Here is a 14,971-nt window from a genome sequence, read left to right as displayed (position 1 = left end):
TCTCCTGTGATTTGCACCTTCGCCATATAATACGGGTTCACCTATCCCGGATTTAGCGACAATTAAAAGGAAGGGAGGGTGACCCTGCCCTCTCCCGTGATTTCAGCCATTATCGGCTGCGATCGCCGGAATGTGCGAACCGGGATAATATCACCAAGCTTGCCGCTGCGGTCCGCCTGCATCTGGCGGGAGATGGCGAAACCGTTTTTCTCTACGACAAGCAATATTGCCTGCCCCCGCTTGACCAGAATCTGTGACTGTGATGCGCGCTGACCAGCATTTTGATCCCGTACAAGCGGCACTGAAATACGCCAGTTCAGCTCTTCGCAGTGGATTATTGCCAGGCCGTCATCCCGCTTTTCGATGATAGGCGATGCGGGGCATTTTTTAAGCTTCAGTCGCCTGTCAATGCCATGCCGTGCTCCGCCGGTTTCGCCCTGATCCTTGTCCAGAAATTGTTGCAGTTGCTGTTCAAGAGCAGGAAGGCTTTCCCAGCCCACTGCCTGCGCCGGAGCTCCGGCCAAACAGCATATCAACCCGATCGCCGCGCCTGCCTTTCCCATTATCCGCATGTTCGCTCCTTAAAAGAATGTGCGATATTTATGAAGCAAGGCCCGTGCCACTAGCCGTAACCGCGCGGTCCCTGGCCTAGCGCAATAAAGTGGTCATGGCGGCGACAAAAAAATGGCGCGGAACGCCAAAAATCTGGCGCAGTTTTTTGACGGTTAGGAATGATTCCATCGGAAAAATGGCCGAAACAAGGGGCTTTTTAACTTTGGCACACCCTTTGCGAAAGGGGTGACTGAGAAGCCGTCTGCTTTTTCAAAACGGACAGCACAGACCAAATATAATCTCGCAACAGGGAGCACGGGTTCCGGCTATGGACAGGATTTTCGGCATATATGGGGACGCGCTGGCGCTGCAATCGCAGCGGATGAACATGCTGGCATCCAATATCGCCAATGCGGCGACACCCAATTATAAAGCGCGCGATCTCGATTTCGACAAGGCGATTGCAGCCTTAGCCGACGGGGAACCGCTGGCTGACAGCACGGATCAGCATATCGGCTACCGTATCCCCTTGTCCCCCGCATTGGACGGTAACACGGTGGAACTCTCCACCGAGCAGACGCTCTTTGCCGAAAATGCGGTGCAGTATCGCACGACATTATCCTTTCTGGAAGGGCGCATCGGAACGCTGCGCCGCGCGATGGTGGGCGAATAGATGGCCGGTCCGATGAATATATTTGACGTTGCCGGACGCGCGATGGCGGCCCAGCTAACCCGGCTGAATACAACCGTTTCAAACATGGCAAATGCCAGGTCCGTGGCGGGTAGCGAGGACGACGCCTTTCGCGCGCTGAAACCCGTTTTTCGTACTTTTTCGAATGGTCCGGATATGGCCACGGTCGATGTCGAGCGCATTGTGCAATCCGATACGCAGCCAAAAAAGCGGCATGATCCGGCCAATCCGATGGCAGATGGCGATGGCTATGTATGGGAGGCCGGGGTCGATGAACCGACCGAGATGGTCGAGATGATCGAAACCGCCCGGCAATATCAGAATAACGTGCAGGTCCTCCAAACCGCCAAATCACTCATATTGGAAACCATAAGGATGGGGAAATAATGACCATAATAAACGACATTGCTCCAGCGCTCACAAGCCGCTCCAGCTCCAACCTGTCGGGCGGCAATCTCGATCAGGCCGCATTCCTGCGCCTGATGACGGCGCAGCTTAAAATGCAGGACCCGTTCAAACCGCTGGATAACAACCAGATGGTCGGCCAGATGGCGCAATTTTCGACCCTGGCGGGGATCGAGGAAATGAACAGCACACTGAAAAACCTTTCGGATTCCGGCCGCATTGGCGATGCGTCAAGCTGGCTGGGCCGCCATGTCCTGCTGCGCGGAAACATGGCAGTTCCGGGCGATTCAGGCCAATATGCCGGGGAATTCACACTAACCGCGACCGCCTCCAATCTCTCCATCGACTTCCTGAATGTAAGCGGAGAAATTGTCCAAGCCATTGAACTGGGCGAACAAGACGCCGGGCCTATAGCATTTGAATGGGACGCGCTGGACAGTCATGGCCAACCGCTTGGACTTGGCCCGCTAAAAATAAGGGTGAATGGCGGCGCGATTTCCGGCCTGTCCTCCTGGACTACGGTCAATGCTGTGCAGTCACCGGCAGACGCCGCCAACGCCCGGCTTTTGACGCCGCGCGGGGAATTCGCCGTCTCTGACGCTATCCGCCTTAGCTAATTTGCGTCTCTTTACTGCTTAACAACACCGCCTCTTTTCAAGGAGAAACTACATGTCTTTCTACACTTCCCTGTCGGGCCTTAAAGGTGCGCAAACTGATCTTTCGACCATATCCAATAATGTCGCCAATGCCGGTTCGGTCGGCTTTAAGCGCAGCCGTGCGATCTTTGGCGACCTGTTTGCAGCCGCACCGACACAGTCAACCAAAACGGTTGCCGGGCAAGGTGTCCGCCTGAACGGTATTACCCAGCAATTTGCGCAAGGAACGCTGGAATCCACCGGCAAAACACTGGATCTTGCCATTGCAGGTGACGGCTTTTTTGCAGTCCGCGGACAGCCGCCACGCGAAGAACTCAGCTTTACCCGCAACGGCGCGTTCGGCATCAATTCGGACCGCGAAGTTATTGATACACTGGGCAGCAAAGTTCAATTGCTCCCGGTGGACGCAAACGGCATCGTCACTTCTACCGCCATTGGCGACATGCTCGACTTCACGCTTCCCGAATTTGATCCGGGCGATCCGGCCGCCGTTCTGGCGAATGTCGAGATCAGTAAGGCCGGGCTTGTCACCGCAACCTTTGCCAACGGAAACACACAGAATCTGGGCTCTATCGCCATGTCATCCTTTACCAATGTAGAAGGCTTGCGGCCAATTGGTGACGCACATTGGCAAGCAACCGGGGATAGCGGTGATCCGCAAATCAATGCCGCCGCTACAGGTTCTCTGGGCGAAGTCCGTTCCGGCACTCTGGAGCGTGCCAATGTCGACCTGACCGAAGAACTGGTCTCCCTGATCGGGGCGCAGCGTAATTTTCAGGCCAATGCACAAGCGATTGAAACCGCCAATACGCTGACCCAGACCATCATCAACCTGCAAGTCTGATAAAGCGCAGGGAGGCATTTTAATATGGACAAAATGATCCACAGCAGTCTGTCGGCCATGCAGGGCATTATGGCGAGGCAAACGGCGATTGCGAACAATATGGCCAATGCCGGAACCAACGGCTTTCGGGCAGAAATTGTCAATGCAAAGGCAAAACATCTCTCCAGCGCACAATTGGACAGCCGCGCCATCGCCTATGAACGGATTTTGGCGGCCGACCTTGCTTCGGCGTCTGTTACCGCCACCGGAAGAGCACTGGACATTGCGCTAGACGGCGACGCCATGCTGTCGGTTCAGGGAGCCAATGGCGAACCCGCTTATACAAGGCGCGGTGACCTAAGCCTCAGCGAAACCGGTCTTGTCACAACCGGAGCGGGTGATCCTGTTCTGGGTGAAAACGGGCCACTGATCCTGCCACCTGCGGACAAAATCAGCATCGCAAAAGATGGCAGCGTCTGGATTTTACCACAAGGCAGCAATGATAGCGAGATGCAGCAGGTTGACCGGCTGGCACTCGTGTCCTTTACCGGCAGCGATATCGTTAAAGGCAATGACAACCTGTTCCGGGTGCGCGGCGGCGCATTACCGGCAGATGCCGACGCACGGCTCACTTCCGGAGCGCTGGAAGGGTCCAATGTCAACATGACCGCATCTCTGGTCGATATGATCGAGGCCAGCCGGGCGTGGGAAACACAGGTCAAATTGCTGTCCACCGCGAAAGAACTCGACAGCAGTGGTGCCAGCTTGATGCAACTGCCCAATTTCTAACGGCAGAAATCACAAGAGAGGAATAGACGATGAGTAACGGAGCCTTGCAGGTCGCGCGCACGGGACTGGATGCGCAAAATACAAAAATGCGCGTCATTGCGAATAACCTGGCCAACGTGAACACCACAGGTTTCAAGAGACAGCGTGCCAGTTTTGAAACATTGGCCTATCAGCATAATATCACCCCCGGTGCGCCTTCAGACGCGCAGAACCAATATGCCATCGGATTATCACTGGGCACGGGTGTCGCGGTGCAAGGCACGGCGCGGATTGAAACGCAGGGAACACTTCAAACCACCGGAAACGCGCTCGACATTGCTATTGAAGGCCCCGGTTATTTTCAGGTGGAAATGCCGGATGGAGAGATTGGATTCACTAGAGCAGGAAATTTCAGCCGCACCTCGGAAGGCAATATCGTCACCGCAGACGGCCTGCCGCTTATCCCCGAAATCCAGATTCCCGAGGGCACAAGCGGTCTCACGATAGCCAGCGATGGAATCATCTCTGCGGTTCTGCCGGGAGAATCGGAAGTCACAGAACTGGGGCAGATCGAGACGGCATCTTTCATCAATCCGGCCGGACTGAAGCCGCTTGGCAACAACCTGCTCTCCGAAAGCGACGCCAGTGGACCGCCCCAGACAGGGGCCGCCGGTCAGGACGGGCGGGGCCGCTTGCGTTCGGGCACGTTGGAACAGTCCAACGTCAATATAGTCGAGGAACTGGTCGATATGATCGAAACGCAGCGCGCTTATGAAGTGAACAGCAAGATGATTACGGCCAGCGATGAGATGCTGCAATTTGTGAACCAGCAATTGTGATCTGTCCCATGAAGAAAGCCGTCACATCCCTGTTGCCCGTCCTTGCCCTGTCCGCTTGTCTTGGCGGAGGAAAAGAGTGGCCACAGCCCGGCTTTGAACCCGTCCTTGCGCCGGAAAAGGCCGAAATGACGCAGCATGATGGCGCGATATTCCAGGCCGCCCATGGCTATGCCGCGCTGACCAGCGGCGCCCGCGCTGCCATGGTCGGGGATATCATTACCATCCAGCTTGTCGAGCGCACAGCTGCCACCAAAAGCAACAGCGCATCGACCAGCAAAAGCGGTAATTTTGGCCTGGAACCGCCGACAACCGGGCCGCTCGCACTTTTTGACGCCAGCGACATAAATATGGGCGGCGACCAGTCGTTCTCTGGTTCAGGACGGGCAGCGCAAACCAACAGCCTGTTCGGGGAAATCAGTGTCACGATTGCGGAAGTTTACCACAATGGCACCATGAAAGTGAAGGGCGAGAAATTGCTGAACCTCAACCGCGGACAGGAATATATCCAGATGACCGGCATCGTGCGCGCAGCAGATATAAGCGCGGACAACCGCGTGCTGTCGTCGCGCGTCGCCGATGCAAAGATCAGCTATTCCGGGACAGGCGAAATCGCCCGCGCCAGCAAACAGGGATGGTTGCAGAAATTCTTCTCCACCATCTCGCCTTTCTGATCGGATATTGACGATGGTACACGGCTTCCTATCCTGTTTCTTCAAACTGCTTACCAGTTTTCCGGTCAGTATCATGACCGGTCTCCTGACGTCTGCGGTATTGATCTTCGCAAGTCCGGCCGATGCAGCGCGTATCAAGGATATTGGCAATTTTCAGGGCCTTCGCACCAACCAGCTAACCGGATATGGCCTGGTGGTCGGTCTGGCGGGGACCGGCGATGACAAGCTGGAATATGCCACGCAGGGGATCAGGGGCACAGTATCAAGGTTTGGCCTGACCCTGCCACCGGGCGTTAATCCGACACTCAAAAATGCAGCGGCTGTGATCGTCACGGCAGAGCTGCCACCCTTTGCCAAGCCGGGCCAGCGTCTGGACATTACTGTTTCGGCTTTGGGAAAGGCAGAGTCGCTGCGCGGCGGGACGCTGGTGATGATGCCCCTGCGCGGGGCCGATGGCCAGATATATGCGATGGCGCAGGGCAATCTGACAGTCGGCGGACTTGGCATCGACGCGGCGGATGGTTCGCGGACTTTGGTCAATATTCCCAGTGCCGGGCGGATACCGGGCGGCGCGACCGTTGAGCGCAGCGTAGAGACGGGCTTTGCCGACGCGCCGTATCTGACCTTTAACCTGGCCGAACCTGACCTTAGCACCGCTCTGCGCGTAGCCGATGCGATTAACCGCAAAATGGGCGGCGACATGGCTGAAGCGGTTGATGCTGTCTCGATCCAGATCCGAACCGAAACTGGCGCGGCGCACCGTATCATGCAAATGGGATTGATCGAGAATATCGAGGTCACCCCCGCAAAGGCATCGGCCCGCGTCATCGTCAATGCGCGCAGCGGCACGGTCGTTATCAACGACATGGTACGCATCACACCCGCCGCGGTCAGCCATGGCAAGCTGACGGTAAAGGTGCTGGAAAACCCCATGATAGTGCAGCCCGCGCCGTTCAGCAGAGGCGAAACCGCCGTTGAACAGGATAGCGACATCATGATCGACGAACAGGGCGCACCGATGTTCAATTTTAATCGCGGCGCATCGCTGGCCGAGATTGTAGAGACCATCAATGCCATCGGGGCCACTCCGGGCGATCTTGTCGCGATATTGGAAGCGCTGAAACAGGCCGGAGCGATGAAGGCGGAGCTATTAATCCAATGATAGCGCCCCTGCCCGCAACTCCTCCCCCATCGGCCCCTTCGTCTAATGGTCCATCTACAGACCAGCAAAAGCTGGAGCAGGCCGCACAGGCTTTCGAGGCAATTTTTGTGCGCACTATGATTGGCGCCATGCGTCAGGCCAGTCTGGGTGATGACCTGATGGGCAATAAGGGCAGCGATGAATTTCGCGACATGATGGATGCCCGCATGGCCGAGGAAATGACGCAATCAAAAGGCTCGCAAATGAAGGGACTAGGAATTGCAGACCTGTTGATTGCACAGTGGAAGGATAAATTATGAGCGACCTGTTCTCTATCGGATTGTCTGGCATTCGCGCCTATCAGCGGGCGCTTTCAACGGTTTCGTCCAATATCAGCAATGCCGAAAATCCCGATTATGTTCGCCGTGACCTGCGGCTGAGTGAACTGAGCACCACTGCATCGGTCAATCCCTATTATACCAGCCAGATCAATTTTGGCGGAGTTGATATTGACGGGGTGGCGCGGGCGTCTGACCCTTTTCTGGAAGCCAATGTCCGTATGACGGGCGCATCGCTTTATGGCGCGGAAACGCGGGCGCGCTGGATGGCCAATATTGAAACATCCTTGAATGATACCGAACATGGGGTGGGGTCAAAGCTGAGCAAACTGTTTGCCATGGGCGAAGAACTGGCCGGCGCACCGTTTAACAATATATTGCGAAACCAGTTTATCAGCGACTTTGATGCGGCGGTTACGGCAATGAACCGGACCGCAAACGATCTTGCGACCCTGTCGGATCAGATCATCGGCGCGGCGGAGCAGGAAGTCGCCGTCTTTAACGATGCGCTGGACAATCTGGCGAAGACCAATCTTGCCTTGCGCAGCACAGCCGACGGGTCGACCAAGCAGGCCGCGCTGCTCGACCAACGCGACACGGCACTGGCCGTCATTTCCGAGCGTATGGACGTGACGATCAGCTTTGCCGACAAGGGCGTTGCCAATATCAGCTATGCTGGACAGTCGCTGGTCAATGTCGGACAGACAAACGCCCTGTCCGTTACCGCTGCCGGCGATGGGACCATCGGGCTTGTCGTGGGCGGGGCGGCGGTATCAGCACCGTCGCGCGGGTCGCTTGCTGCCATGGTTCTGAGCGCCGCCACAAATAGCGACCGGCGTGCCGGACTTGATAATCTGGCCGTCCAGTTTGCCGCCGATGTCAATGGCTGGCAAGCGGCCGGGGAAACAGATGGCGGGGTGCCCGGTGCGCCGCTGCTTGATGCCACGGGCGGAGCCGCCGCACTGGCACTGGTTTCCACCGATCCCGCCGACCTTGCCCTCGCTGCGCCGGGCGGGGCGGCCAGTGGCAATATCATGGCTTTTGCGGATCTGCGCGGGCCCGCTGGCAGCGAACAGGCGTGGGCAAATATCATTAGCGCACAGGCTATCACTACTGCATCCGCGCGCAATGAAAATGCAGCCGCCATGACACAGCATCAGGCCGCACGCGAAGCGCGGGACAGTCTTTCCTCCGTCGAACTGGACCGGGAAGCTGCCGATTTGCTGCGTTTTCAGGATGCCTATAACGCATCCGCCCGCGTGATTCAGGTCGCCCGCGAAACCATGCAGAGCATTCTCGCGATATTCTAAAGCAACAAGGAATTTCCCATGCAATCCGTTAATCGCACCCGGCCTTCCCAGGACATTTTATTACAGAGCGAGCTTGCACAGCGCATTGCCGACCATCAGGAGCAAATAGCCACCAGACGGCGCATCGACCGCGCCTCGCAAGATCCGGCTGCATGGGCACAGATTTCCGACACGGCCAAGGTTCAGGCCAATATGGGCGCATGGCTGCGAAATATTGATCGCGGCCTGTCCATAGCTGCGCAGGCCGACGGAGCGATGACCGAAATCAATACCCGGTTGACCAGAGCGACAGAGCTGCTTGTTCAGGCCAGCAGCGAGACAATTTCGGCCCAAGACCGGGAAACAATCGCGCAGGAAATTGAAAGCATTGGTTGGACCATTGCGGATTTGCTGGATCAGGAAAATGCTTTTGGTCGCCCGCTGTTCAGCGACAATCCCCCGCTTGAAATCCCGATTGATGATAATGTCGTCGCCATTGCCGCGCCGTCCAAAGCGGATTTTGCTGCGCTGGACCCGCTCCTCACCGACATCGCATCCGCCGTGCGTACAGGGGATGCCGCTACACGCAGCGCCCTGCTGGACCCGCTTCGCCTGCAAACGGGTATCGCCGCCAATATATTGGGCAATCATGGCATTGAAACCGACCGGCTTTTGCAGGGCGCAAAGCGGCTGGAGGATCGCCAGATTGATGTGAGCGAATATCGCGCCACGCTGGAAGAAACCGACCTCGCCCTTGCGATTACCGAAGTGCAGAAACTGCTCATCAGTCTGGAAGCGGCGCAGGCCACATATACAAGGATCCAGCAATCATCCCTGTTTGACCAAATCCGCTAAAAACCCGCCGGATCAATCCGTTTTACCAACAGGGGGCAGGGTGATGCAGGTGCAGCGCAGGATACCCGCCGGAACTTAATAACAGGAAATACGAATGTTCGCAGCGATCGGTATCGTCATCCTTTTGGTCATGGTCTTCGGGATATTCACCTTTTCCGGCGGTAATATCATCGCGGTTCTCTATGCGCTTCCCATCGAAATGGGCATAATTTGCGGGGCGGCGATTGGCGGCCTGATTATCGGCAATAATATCGCGGGGCTGAAAGCATTGCTGGGCGGCGTGGCCAAAGTGTTCACCGGGCCGCGCTATAGCAAAGCCGATTTCCTCGATTGCATATTCCTTGTTTCCAAGCTGATGAAAATCCTGCGCGCTCAGGGGCCGTTGGTGCTGGAACCGCATATCGAGGACCCTCAGGCGTCGCTTATCTTTGCCGAATATCCAAGGTTGCTTGGCGATGAAAAGCTGGTCGCGCTCATTTGTGATACGCTTCGGCTGGTGGTGGTATCGTCCGGCACGCTCGACACCCACGCGGTTGAGGAGGTGATGGATAACAGCCTGAAAACCCAGCATGACGAAGCCATCGCACCCGTCAATAGCTTGCAAAGCCTGGCCGATGCCCTGCCCGCTCTTGGCATTGTCGCGGCGGTTCTGGGCGTAGTTAAAACCATGGGGGCGATTGACCAGCCGCCAGAGATTTTGGGAGCGATGATCGGTTCTGCGCTGGTCGGCACATTTCTGGGCGTGTTGCTCGCTTACGGTTTTGTCGGCCCGATGGCGAGCCGAGCCCGGCAGGTCATCGAAAGCGATGGCGCCATCTATCATACCGTCAAACAGATTATCATCGCCTCGCTCCACGGCCATCCCCAACCTCTGGTTATCGAGGCCGCACGGTCCGGATTGATGCAGGTCAACCAGCCCGCCTTTGCAGACGTGTTCGACGGAATGCACGGAAACTGACATGGCGCGCGGCAGAAACAGCCCTGATCCCAGGCCGGTCATTGTCAAAAAGATCGTAAAGGGATCACCCGTTGTCCATCACAGCGGCGCGTGGAAAGTCGCCTATGCCGATTTCGTCACCGCGATGATGGCGTTTTTCCTGCTGATGTGGCTGATAAGCTCAACCGACGAACAGGGGCGCAAGGCGCTGGCGGAATATTTCACCCCGACGCTGGTTGAAATGCGAAACAACAATGCCGGCGCAGACAGTTTCTTTCGCGGGGATTCGACCCTTTCCGACGATGATTATCGCAGCCGCGCCGCGCAGACGGGGGAGCGTGCCATCGCCATTCCCCAGAACAGCACAGCGGATAATGAACTTCAGAAACGCAAGGACCGGGAAGAGTTTGAAAAGGTCAAGCAGCGCGTTAAGGAACGGCTGGACAGAAACCAGTTGCTGCAAAAACTGCACAAGAATATCCGCTTCACCGAAACGCGGGAAGGCTTGCGGATCGAACTGATTGATGAAGCCGACTTTTCGATGTTTGCCCTTGCCACCGACACATTATTACCCCCGGCAAGCCGTTTGCTGGTGGAAGTGGCCCAAGCGATTAAACCGGCACCTAACCCATTGATGGTGCGGGGCCATACCGATGCCCTGCCCTATTCATCGGGGCGCGAAATGAACAACTGGATGCTGTCCACCGCACGGGCAGAGGCAACCCGCAAAGCGCTTCAGCAAAGCGGGATCGAACCCACTGCCTTCGCCAGAATAGAAGGCGTGGCGGACCGCGAACCCTATACACCGCATGATATATACGATCCGCGCAACCGCAGAATTTCCATCACATTGGGTTGGCAGACACCGGCTGGCGCGCCTATCAGCGATTAAGGATCAGCGAAGCCCGCAGGCCGCCGCCAGCGCGGTTTTGAAGCACAACATCACCGCCATGGTCACGGACGATAGCCCGCGCCAGTGTCAGGCCCAGTCCCGACCCGCCAGTTTCACGATTGCGCGATTGTTCGGCGCGGACAAAGGGATCGAACATGGACGCGATCTGGTCTTCGGGAATACCGGGGCCTTCATCATCGATATGTATTGACAGCTTATCCCCGTCTTTATCCACAGAGATCACAGCCTTTTTGCCATATTTCACCGCATTTCCGATCAGGTTCCGTAGCGCCCGCCGGATCAGCGTTGCGCGGATTTTCGCCGTTATCCGACCACTCCGTGCAAAGGAAACATCCTCGCCAATGTCATTAAATTCATCTGTCACTGTCTCTATCAAGGCGCTGATATCGGTTTGTTCCGCCGTTTCATTTTCCCTGCCCAGCCGCGCGAGTGACAGAATATCGTCCAGCGTCCGGTCCATATCGTCAATCCCGGCAACCATCCGCTCGCGCTCATTATCATCTTCCACACTTTCCACACGGACACGCAGCGCCGCCAGCGGGGTGCGGAGGTCATGCCCGATGGCCCCCAGCATCACATCTTTTTCATCCAGCATCGCACCGACACGTGCGTTCATTTCATTGAAAGCAGCGGTTAACTGCTTCGTATCGGGTGGTCCGCTTTCTTCGATCGGGTCGCTCGAACCCGGTTTGAAATTTTCAGCAGCCTTGGTCAGCGCCTTCAATGGACGGGATATATAGCGGCCCAGCCAGATCAGCGGGATCAGCAATATCAGATAGATTACCGCCGTCTGGAATAGCAGCGAGCGGATCAGGAGCGGGTTTTGCCCCCGAATGGCCGATGCGATATTCAACCACTGTCCATCCGCAATTTGCGCGGACATGATAAGGAAACCATCCACTTGGGCAGGCGCGCTGCGATAATCGGCAGAACGGAATCTTCGCCGCGGGTCACCCATACCAATCACGCTGTTCGTTAAATTGGGGGGAAGACTATCCACGCGCGTGACTTCCACGGTCTGGACGCCGACCCCCATATTATCAAAGGCATAAGTTGCCCGCTGCTCCGCATCCGGCAATCGTTTTTGACCTTCGCCAATGATGCTATTTGCCGTCATGATGGGGTGGTATCTGCGAACTCGTCCATCACGCCGAAGGCGCAGTTCGTCAATACCCCGCTCGTTTATCCGCTCGATTTCACCGGCAAGCCGGACAACCGCCGAAAGAGAGGCTTCCGCCATTTTCTGGCTCTGCGCGCCGCGATATAATAACGTGATGTTGATCGCCTGAGCAATTAACAGCGTGATTGAGACCAGCGCCAATAGCTGTCCGACAAGACTTTTCGGGAGCAGTCGCTTCATAATGTTTTAACGTCACCGGCCAATACATAGCCGCCGCCCCAAACAGTTTTAATAATTTCCGGGTTTTTGGGATCAACTTCTATTTTGCGGCGCAAACGACTGATTTGATTATCGACGGCGCGGTCAAAAGCATGCGCCTCGCGGCCCTGTGTAATGTCGAGCAACTGGTCACGGTTCAACACTTGACCTGCGCGCGAAAGCAGCGCCAGCAGCATATGATATTCGCCGCTGGACAGCGGGACCGATACGCCATCGCTATCGGTCAGGCTGCGCTGGTCTGTTTTCAGGGTCCAGCCGGAAAACTGGTAGATAGCACCGCTTCCGGGCTTCACGCCATTGCCATTATTGGTTCGCCGCAAAACGACCTTGATCCGCGCGACCAATTCTCTGGGGCTAAACGGCTTGGTGATATAGTCATCAGCGCCCAGTTCCAGACCGACAATGCGGTCCAGCTCTTCACCTTTTGCGCTAATGAAAATAACCGGAATCTCGGTTTTTTCGCGCACGTGACGGCAAAAGCTGAGGCCGTCTTCACCGGGCATCATGATGTCGAGCAATATAATATCGAAATTAAAGGCGTTCATTACCGAGCGTGCCTGGCTGGCATCGCTGGCTTGCTGAACGCGGAAACCCTGTTTTGTCAGATATTCGGCCAATGGCTCACGCAAAGTGGCCTCGTCATCGACCAATAGGATATGCGTTTGTCCCGGCATGTAATGTCCCTAGCATAGGTTTATCAAAAGGAGGCTTTAACAAAAGGGTGGCTAACTAAAAGAGGTCCAACGAAATAAACGGACCATCGGCTGTCAAAGGGAGGGATATTGCCGATGGTCCGTTCGTATAAAAGAGTGGTCAGGGATTAACCGCCTCTTTTACTGTGACCGCTTGTTCTTCCATTCGCTGCGGCGTTGTTCACGGGCTGTTTTGCGTTCTTCGGCAGTGACTACACCGTCGCTATTGGTATCCATCTTGTCAAAACGGGCCAGTGCTGCGGCCTGAAAATCGGCTTTGGAAACCACCTTGTCGCCAAAGACACCGCGGTTATGCATCATGCCACGCTTGCCGCCGCCGCGCTTGCCCCAATGCTTTCCGCCGCGATCACCGTGCATCTTCTGCATTTCTTCCTGGCTCAACTTGCCATTGCCATCAACATCGGCGCGGGCAAAGCGTTCGGCTTTACGATTGGCGTGATGGGCATCCATTTCAGCTTGTGAAACCTCGCCGTCACCATTTGTATCAAGCTCAGCAAAGCGGGCTGCACGTCTGGCTTCATGGTCGGCCTTTGAAAGCTGCCCGTCCTTGTTCACGTCCATTCTTTCCCAGCGCTTTTCAAGAGCCGAGATCATTTCATCACGGGTAATCTGATTGTCATTATTGCCGCCGGGTGCTGCAATTGCAGCGCCACCTGCAAACAAAAGAGCAGCTGCGCTAGAAATCAAAATTGTCTTTTTCATAATATTCATCCTTATCCACTAAACTGGAAGACGATCCTTATTTGTCGCCATGAACATCCTTCTAAAACGAATATGTACCGCAAGTTTGTCAAAACCGGATAAAATTGTCGCAAATTGTATCAACTGCAGTGAAACGTTCATTTTACTGAAAGTTTTCAAGGACGCTGCGTACCGTATAGAAGGCGACTCCAACGCCATCATATCATATTGCAAACACAGAATCTTAAGACTCCGGCATTATTCAGAGCAGCTTGACGCATTGACGAAAGCAGAAGATGTGAAACAGGCAGCAAAAGCAACGGTGAAACGCATCTATGGTGATGCTCCGGATTCCAGCTCGCCCGAAGCAGCGGCCTTCAACCGCCTGTTCAATGCGCGGCTTGGCCGCAAGTCCATATGGGTAAAGGTTGGACGCACGTTCGTCGCAAGACCGTCCCAAAATAACTATACTAATAATAGCAAACGCTTGTCCGCCAGCAAACATATTCCAGCGTTAAGGGATTAGTCGATCGGAAATGGCAGACAAAATGCTATCCGGCGATAAACTGGTCGGGCAGACACCGGATTTCGGTCAGAAGATCCGCCGGGCTGTTATCTGGCGCACTAGTTCCCAGATCGCCGGGCAGATGATTGCCTGGGGCTCGACATTTCTCGTCATTCGCATCCTGACTCCGGAAGATTATGGACTTTTTGCGATGACGCAGGTCATGTTGGTGCTGCTGACCCTGCTCAGCGGGCACGGCCTTGCCAGTGCCGCGATCCAGCGTCAGGATGTTGACAAACGGGCCATGCAGCAAATTTTCGGGCTGTTGCTGCTGCTTAACGGGGCGCTGGCACTGGCGCAGATAGCCTGCGCTCCGCTGGCCGCCGCATATTATCGGGAGCCGATGGTGGCGGATCTGATGCGGGTGCAAGCGCTAATCTATCTGACCATCCCTTTTTCATCACTCGGCTACGCACAATTGGCGCGCACTATGGAGTTTCGCCGTCAGGCACAGGTCAATCTGGTATCCGCGCTGATCGGGGCAGGAATGGCGCTGGGCGGTGCCTTGGCGGGCTGGGGCGTCTGGGCTCTGGTCTGGGCACCTATAGCCATGTTTACGACGCGGGCGCTGGGGCTGACGATTGCGGCGGGTACGTGGTTCTGGCCCAGCTTTGACTTTCGCGGTTCCGGTTCCATCGCACGCTATGGCGGGCTGGTGGCCGTCGGGCAATTTTTCGGCTTCGTGCAAACCCAGGCTGACATATTGGTTGCTGGCCGCTGGTTCGACGCGCATCT

At 56.0% G+C, this 14,971-nt stretch carries 19 protein-coding genes; 15 read left to right on the top strand and 4 right to left on the bottom strand.

Features of this window, described 5'->3' with window-relative positions:
- Positions 1–62: 62 nt before the first annotated feature.
- Complete coding sequence (locus tag VIN76_RS07320; protein ID WP_332041181.1) at positions 63–572, bottom strand: flagella basal body P-ring formation protein FlgA; 510 nt, start codon at positions 570–572, stop codon at positions 63–65.
- A gap of 308 nt (positions 573–880) precedes the next feature.
- Here VIN76_RS07320 and flgB point away from each other — a divergent pair, with 308 nt between their 5' ends.
- The 13 genes from flgB (at position 881) to VIN76_RS07255 (ending at position 10,857) form a co-directional block, all read left to right on the top strand.
- The gene (gene flgB / locus VIN76_RS07315) at positions 881–1,225 is read left to right on the top strand and encodes a flagellar basal body rod protein FlgB (protein ID WP_332041180.1); all 345 of its coding nucleotides are present in this window, start codon (positions 881–883) and stop codon (positions 1,223–1,225) included.
- A 12-nt stretch (positions 1,226–1,237) separates the two neighbouring features.
- On the top strand, positions 1,238–1,630 hold the full coding sequence (gene flgC / locus VIN76_RS07310) for a flagellar basal body rod protein FlgC (RefSeq protein ID WP_332041179.1): 393 nt from the start codon (positions 1,238–1,240) through the stop codon (positions 1,628–1,630).
- On the top strand, positions 1,630–2,265 hold the full coding sequence (locus VIN76_RS07305; RefSeq protein ID WP_332041178.1) for a flagellar hook assembly protein FlgD: 636 nt from the start codon (positions 1,630–1,632) through the stop codon (positions 2,263–2,265). The genes flgC and VIN76_RS07305 overlap by 1 nt, the downstream gene beginning before the upstream one ends.
- 52 nt (positions 2,266–2,317) lie before the next feature.
- Complete coding sequence (locus VIN76_RS07300; protein ID WP_332041177.1) at positions 2,318–3,148, top strand: flagellar hook-basal body complex protein; 831 nt, start codon at positions 2,318–2,320, stop codon at positions 3,146–3,148.
- Between the two features lie 24 nt (positions 3,149–3,172).
- Positions 3,173–3,916 (top strand): flagellar basal body rod protein FlgF, encoded by a 744-nt coding sequence (locus VIN76_RS07295; protein WP_332041176.1) that lies wholly within the window; start codon positions 3,173–3,175, stop codon positions 3,914–3,916.
- 29 nt (positions 3,917–3,945) lie between these two features.
- Positions 3,946–4,734 carry a flagellar basal-body rod protein FlgG gene (flgG, locus tag VIN76_RS07290; RefSeq protein ID WP_332041175.1) on the top strand — a complete coding sequence of 263 codons (789 nt, stop codon included), beginning with the start codon at positions 3,946–3,948 and terminating at the stop codon, positions 4,732–4,734.
- Positions 4,735–4,742: 8 nt separating this feature from the next.
- On the top strand, positions 4,743–5,405 hold the full coding sequence (locus VIN76_RS07285; protein WP_332041174.1) for a flagellar basal body L-ring protein FlgH: 663 nt from the start codon (positions 4,743–4,745) through the stop codon (positions 5,403–5,405).
- 73 nt (positions 5,406–5,478) lie between these two features.
- On the top strand, positions 5,479–6,567 hold the full coding sequence (locus VIN76_RS07280) for a flagellar basal body P-ring protein FlgI (protein ID WP_332041219.1): 1,089 nt from the start codon (positions 5,479–5,481) through the stop codon (positions 6,565–6,567).
- Entirely contained in the window at positions 6,564–6,866 is a 303-nt protein-coding gene (locus VIN76_RS07275; RefSeq protein ID WP_332041173.1) for a rod-binding protein, read from the top strand. The genes VIN76_RS07280 and VIN76_RS07275 overlap by 4 nt, the downstream gene beginning before the upstream one ends.
- The gene (flgK, locus tag VIN76_RS07270) at positions 6,863–8,194 is read left to right on the top strand and encodes a flagellar hook-associated protein FlgK (RefSeq protein ID WP_332041172.1); all 1,332 of its coding nucleotides are present in this window, start codon (positions 6,863–6,865) and stop codon (positions 8,192–8,194) included. Before VIN76_RS07275 ends, flgK begins: the two co-directional genes overlap by 4 nt.
- Before the next feature lie 18 nt (positions 8,195–8,212).
- On the top strand, positions 8,213–9,028 hold the full coding sequence (locus VIN76_RS07265; protein WP_332041171.1) for a hypothetical protein: 816 nt from the start codon (positions 8,213–8,215) through the stop codon (positions 9,026–9,028).
- A 94-nt stretch (positions 9,029–9,122) separates the two neighbouring features.
- A complete protein-coding gene (motA, locus tag VIN76_RS07260) occupies positions 9,123–9,986 on the top strand; it encodes a flagellar motor stator protein MotA (protein ID WP_332041170.1) in 864 nt (287 codons plus the stop codon).
- A 1-nt stretch (position 9,987) separates the two neighbouring features.
- Positions 9,988–10,857 carry a flagellar motor protein MotB gene (locus VIN76_RS07255; RefSeq protein ID WP_332041169.1) on the top strand — a complete coding sequence of 290 codons (870 nt, stop codon included), beginning with the start codon at positions 9,988–9,990 and terminating at the stop codon, positions 10,855–10,857.
- Here the strand turns inward: VIN76_RS07255 and VIN76_RS07250 are convergent.
- From VIN76_RS07250 to VIN76_RS07240, 3 genes are all read right to left on the bottom strand, one after another.
- The gene (locus tag VIN76_RS07250) at positions 10,847–12,238 is read right to left on the bottom strand and encodes an ATP-binding protein (RefSeq protein ID WP_332041168.1); all 1,392 of its coding nucleotides are present in this window, start codon (positions 12,236–12,238) and stop codon (positions 10,847–10,849) included. The genes VIN76_RS07255 and VIN76_RS07250 overlap by 11 nt on opposite strands.
- Positions 12,235–12,951: a response regulator gene (locus VIN76_RS07245; RefSeq protein WP_332041167.1), complete on the bottom strand. Its 717-nt coding sequence runs from the start codon at positions 12,949–12,951 to the stop codon at positions 12,235–12,237. Before VIN76_RS07245 ends, VIN76_RS07250 begins: the two co-directional genes overlap by 4 nt.
- Before the next feature lie 159 nt (positions 12,952–13,110).
- On the bottom strand, positions 13,111–13,692 hold the full coding sequence (locus tag VIN76_RS07240; protein WP_332041166.1) for a hypothetical protein: 582 nt from the start codon (positions 13,690–13,692) through the stop codon (positions 13,111–13,113).
- A 259-nt stretch (positions 13,693–13,951) separates the two neighbouring features.
- Here VIN76_RS07240 and VIN76_RS07235 point away from each other — a divergent pair, with 259 nt between their 5' ends.
- Both VIN76_RS07235 and VIN76_RS07230 read left to right on the top strand, forming a co-directional pair.
- Positions 13,952–14,197: a hypothetical protein gene (locus tag VIN76_RS07235; RefSeq protein ID WP_332041165.1), complete on the top strand. Its 246-nt coding sequence runs from the start codon at positions 13,952–13,954 to the stop codon at positions 14,195–14,197.
- Between the two features lie 10 nt (positions 14,198–14,207).
- On the top strand, positions 14,208–14,971 hold a 764-nt coding region (locus tag VIN76_RS07230), incomplete at its 3' end, for an oligosaccharide flippase family protein (RefSeq protein WP_332041164.1).

Origin of the sequence: Parasphingorhabdus sp. (assembly GCF_036568145.1) — a bacterium.
Lineage (GTDB): Bacteria > Pseudomonadota > Alphaproteobacteria > Sphingomonadales > Sphingomonadaceae > Parasphingorhabdus.
This window is presented reverse-complemented; position numbering and strand designations above follow the sequence as displayed.

What these genes read in the sequence shown, in the direction of transcription:
- VIN76_RS07320 (WP_332041181.1), bottom strand. Translation starts at nt 572, where the DNA reads ATGCGGATAATGGGAAAGGCAGGCGCGGCGATCGGGTTGATATGCTGT.
- flgB (WP_332041180.1), top strand. Translation starts at nt 881, where the DNA reads ATGGACAGGATTTTCGGCATATATGGGGACGCGCTGGCGCTGCAATCG.
- flgC (WP_332041179.1), top strand. Translation starts at nt 1,238, where the DNA reads ATGAATATATTTGACGTTGCCGGACGCGCGATGGCGGCCCAGCTAACC.
- VIN76_RS07305 (WP_332041178.1), top strand. Translation starts at nt 1,630, where the DNA reads ATGACCATAATAAACGACATTGCTCCAGCGCTCACAAGCCGCTCCAGC.
- VIN76_RS07300 (WP_332041177.1), top strand. Translation starts at nt 2,318, where the DNA reads ATGTCTTTCTACACTTCCCTGTCGGGCCTTAAAGGTGCGCAAACTGAT.
- VIN76_RS07295 (WP_332041176.1), top strand. Translation starts at nt 3,173, where the DNA reads ATGGACAAAATGATCCACAGCAGTCTGTCGGCCATGCAGGGCATTATG.
- flgG (WP_332041175.1), top strand. Translation starts at nt 3,946, where the DNA reads ATGAGTAACGGAGCCTTGCAGGTCGCGCGCACGGGACTGGATGCGCAA.
- VIN76_RS07285 (WP_332041174.1), top strand. Translation starts at nt 4,743, where the DNA reads ATGAAGAAAGCCGTCACATCCCTGTTGCCCGTCCTTGCCCTGTCCGCT.
- VIN76_RS07280 (WP_332041219.1), top strand. Translation starts at nt 5,479, where the DNA reads ATGACCGGTCTCCTGACGTCTGCGGTATTGATCTTCGCAAGTCCGGCC.
- VIN76_RS07275 (WP_332041173.1), top strand. Translation starts at nt 6,564, where the DNA reads ATGATAGCGCCCCTGCCCGCAACTCCTCCCCCATCGGCCCCTTCGTCT.
- flgK (WP_332041172.1), top strand. Translation starts at nt 6,863, where the DNA reads ATGAGCGACCTGTTCTCTATCGGATTGTCTGGCATTCGCGCCTATCAG.
- VIN76_RS07265 (WP_332041171.1), top strand. Translation starts at nt 8,213, where the DNA reads ATGCAATCCGTTAATCGCACCCGGCCTTCCCAGGACATTTTATTACAG.
- motA (WP_332041170.1), top strand. Translation starts at nt 9,123, where the DNA reads ATGTTCGCAGCGATCGGTATCGTCATCCTTTTGGTCATGGTCTTCGGG.
- VIN76_RS07255 (WP_332041169.1), top strand. Translation starts at nt 9,988, where the DNA reads ATGGCGCGCGGCAGAAACAGCCCTGATCCCAGGCCGGTCATTGTCAAA.
- VIN76_RS07250 (WP_332041168.1), bottom strand. Translation starts at nt 12,238, where the DNA reads ATGAAGCGACTGCTCCCGAAAAGTCTTGTCGGACAGCTATTGGCGCTG.
- VIN76_RS07245 (WP_332041167.1), bottom strand. Translation starts at nt 12,951, where the DNA reads ATGCCGGGACAAACGCATATCCTATTGGTCGATGACGAGGCCACTTTG.
- VIN76_RS07240 (WP_332041166.1), bottom strand. Translation starts at nt 13,692, where the DNA reads ATGAAAAAGACAATTTTGATTTCTAGCGCAGCTGCTCTTTTGTTTGCA.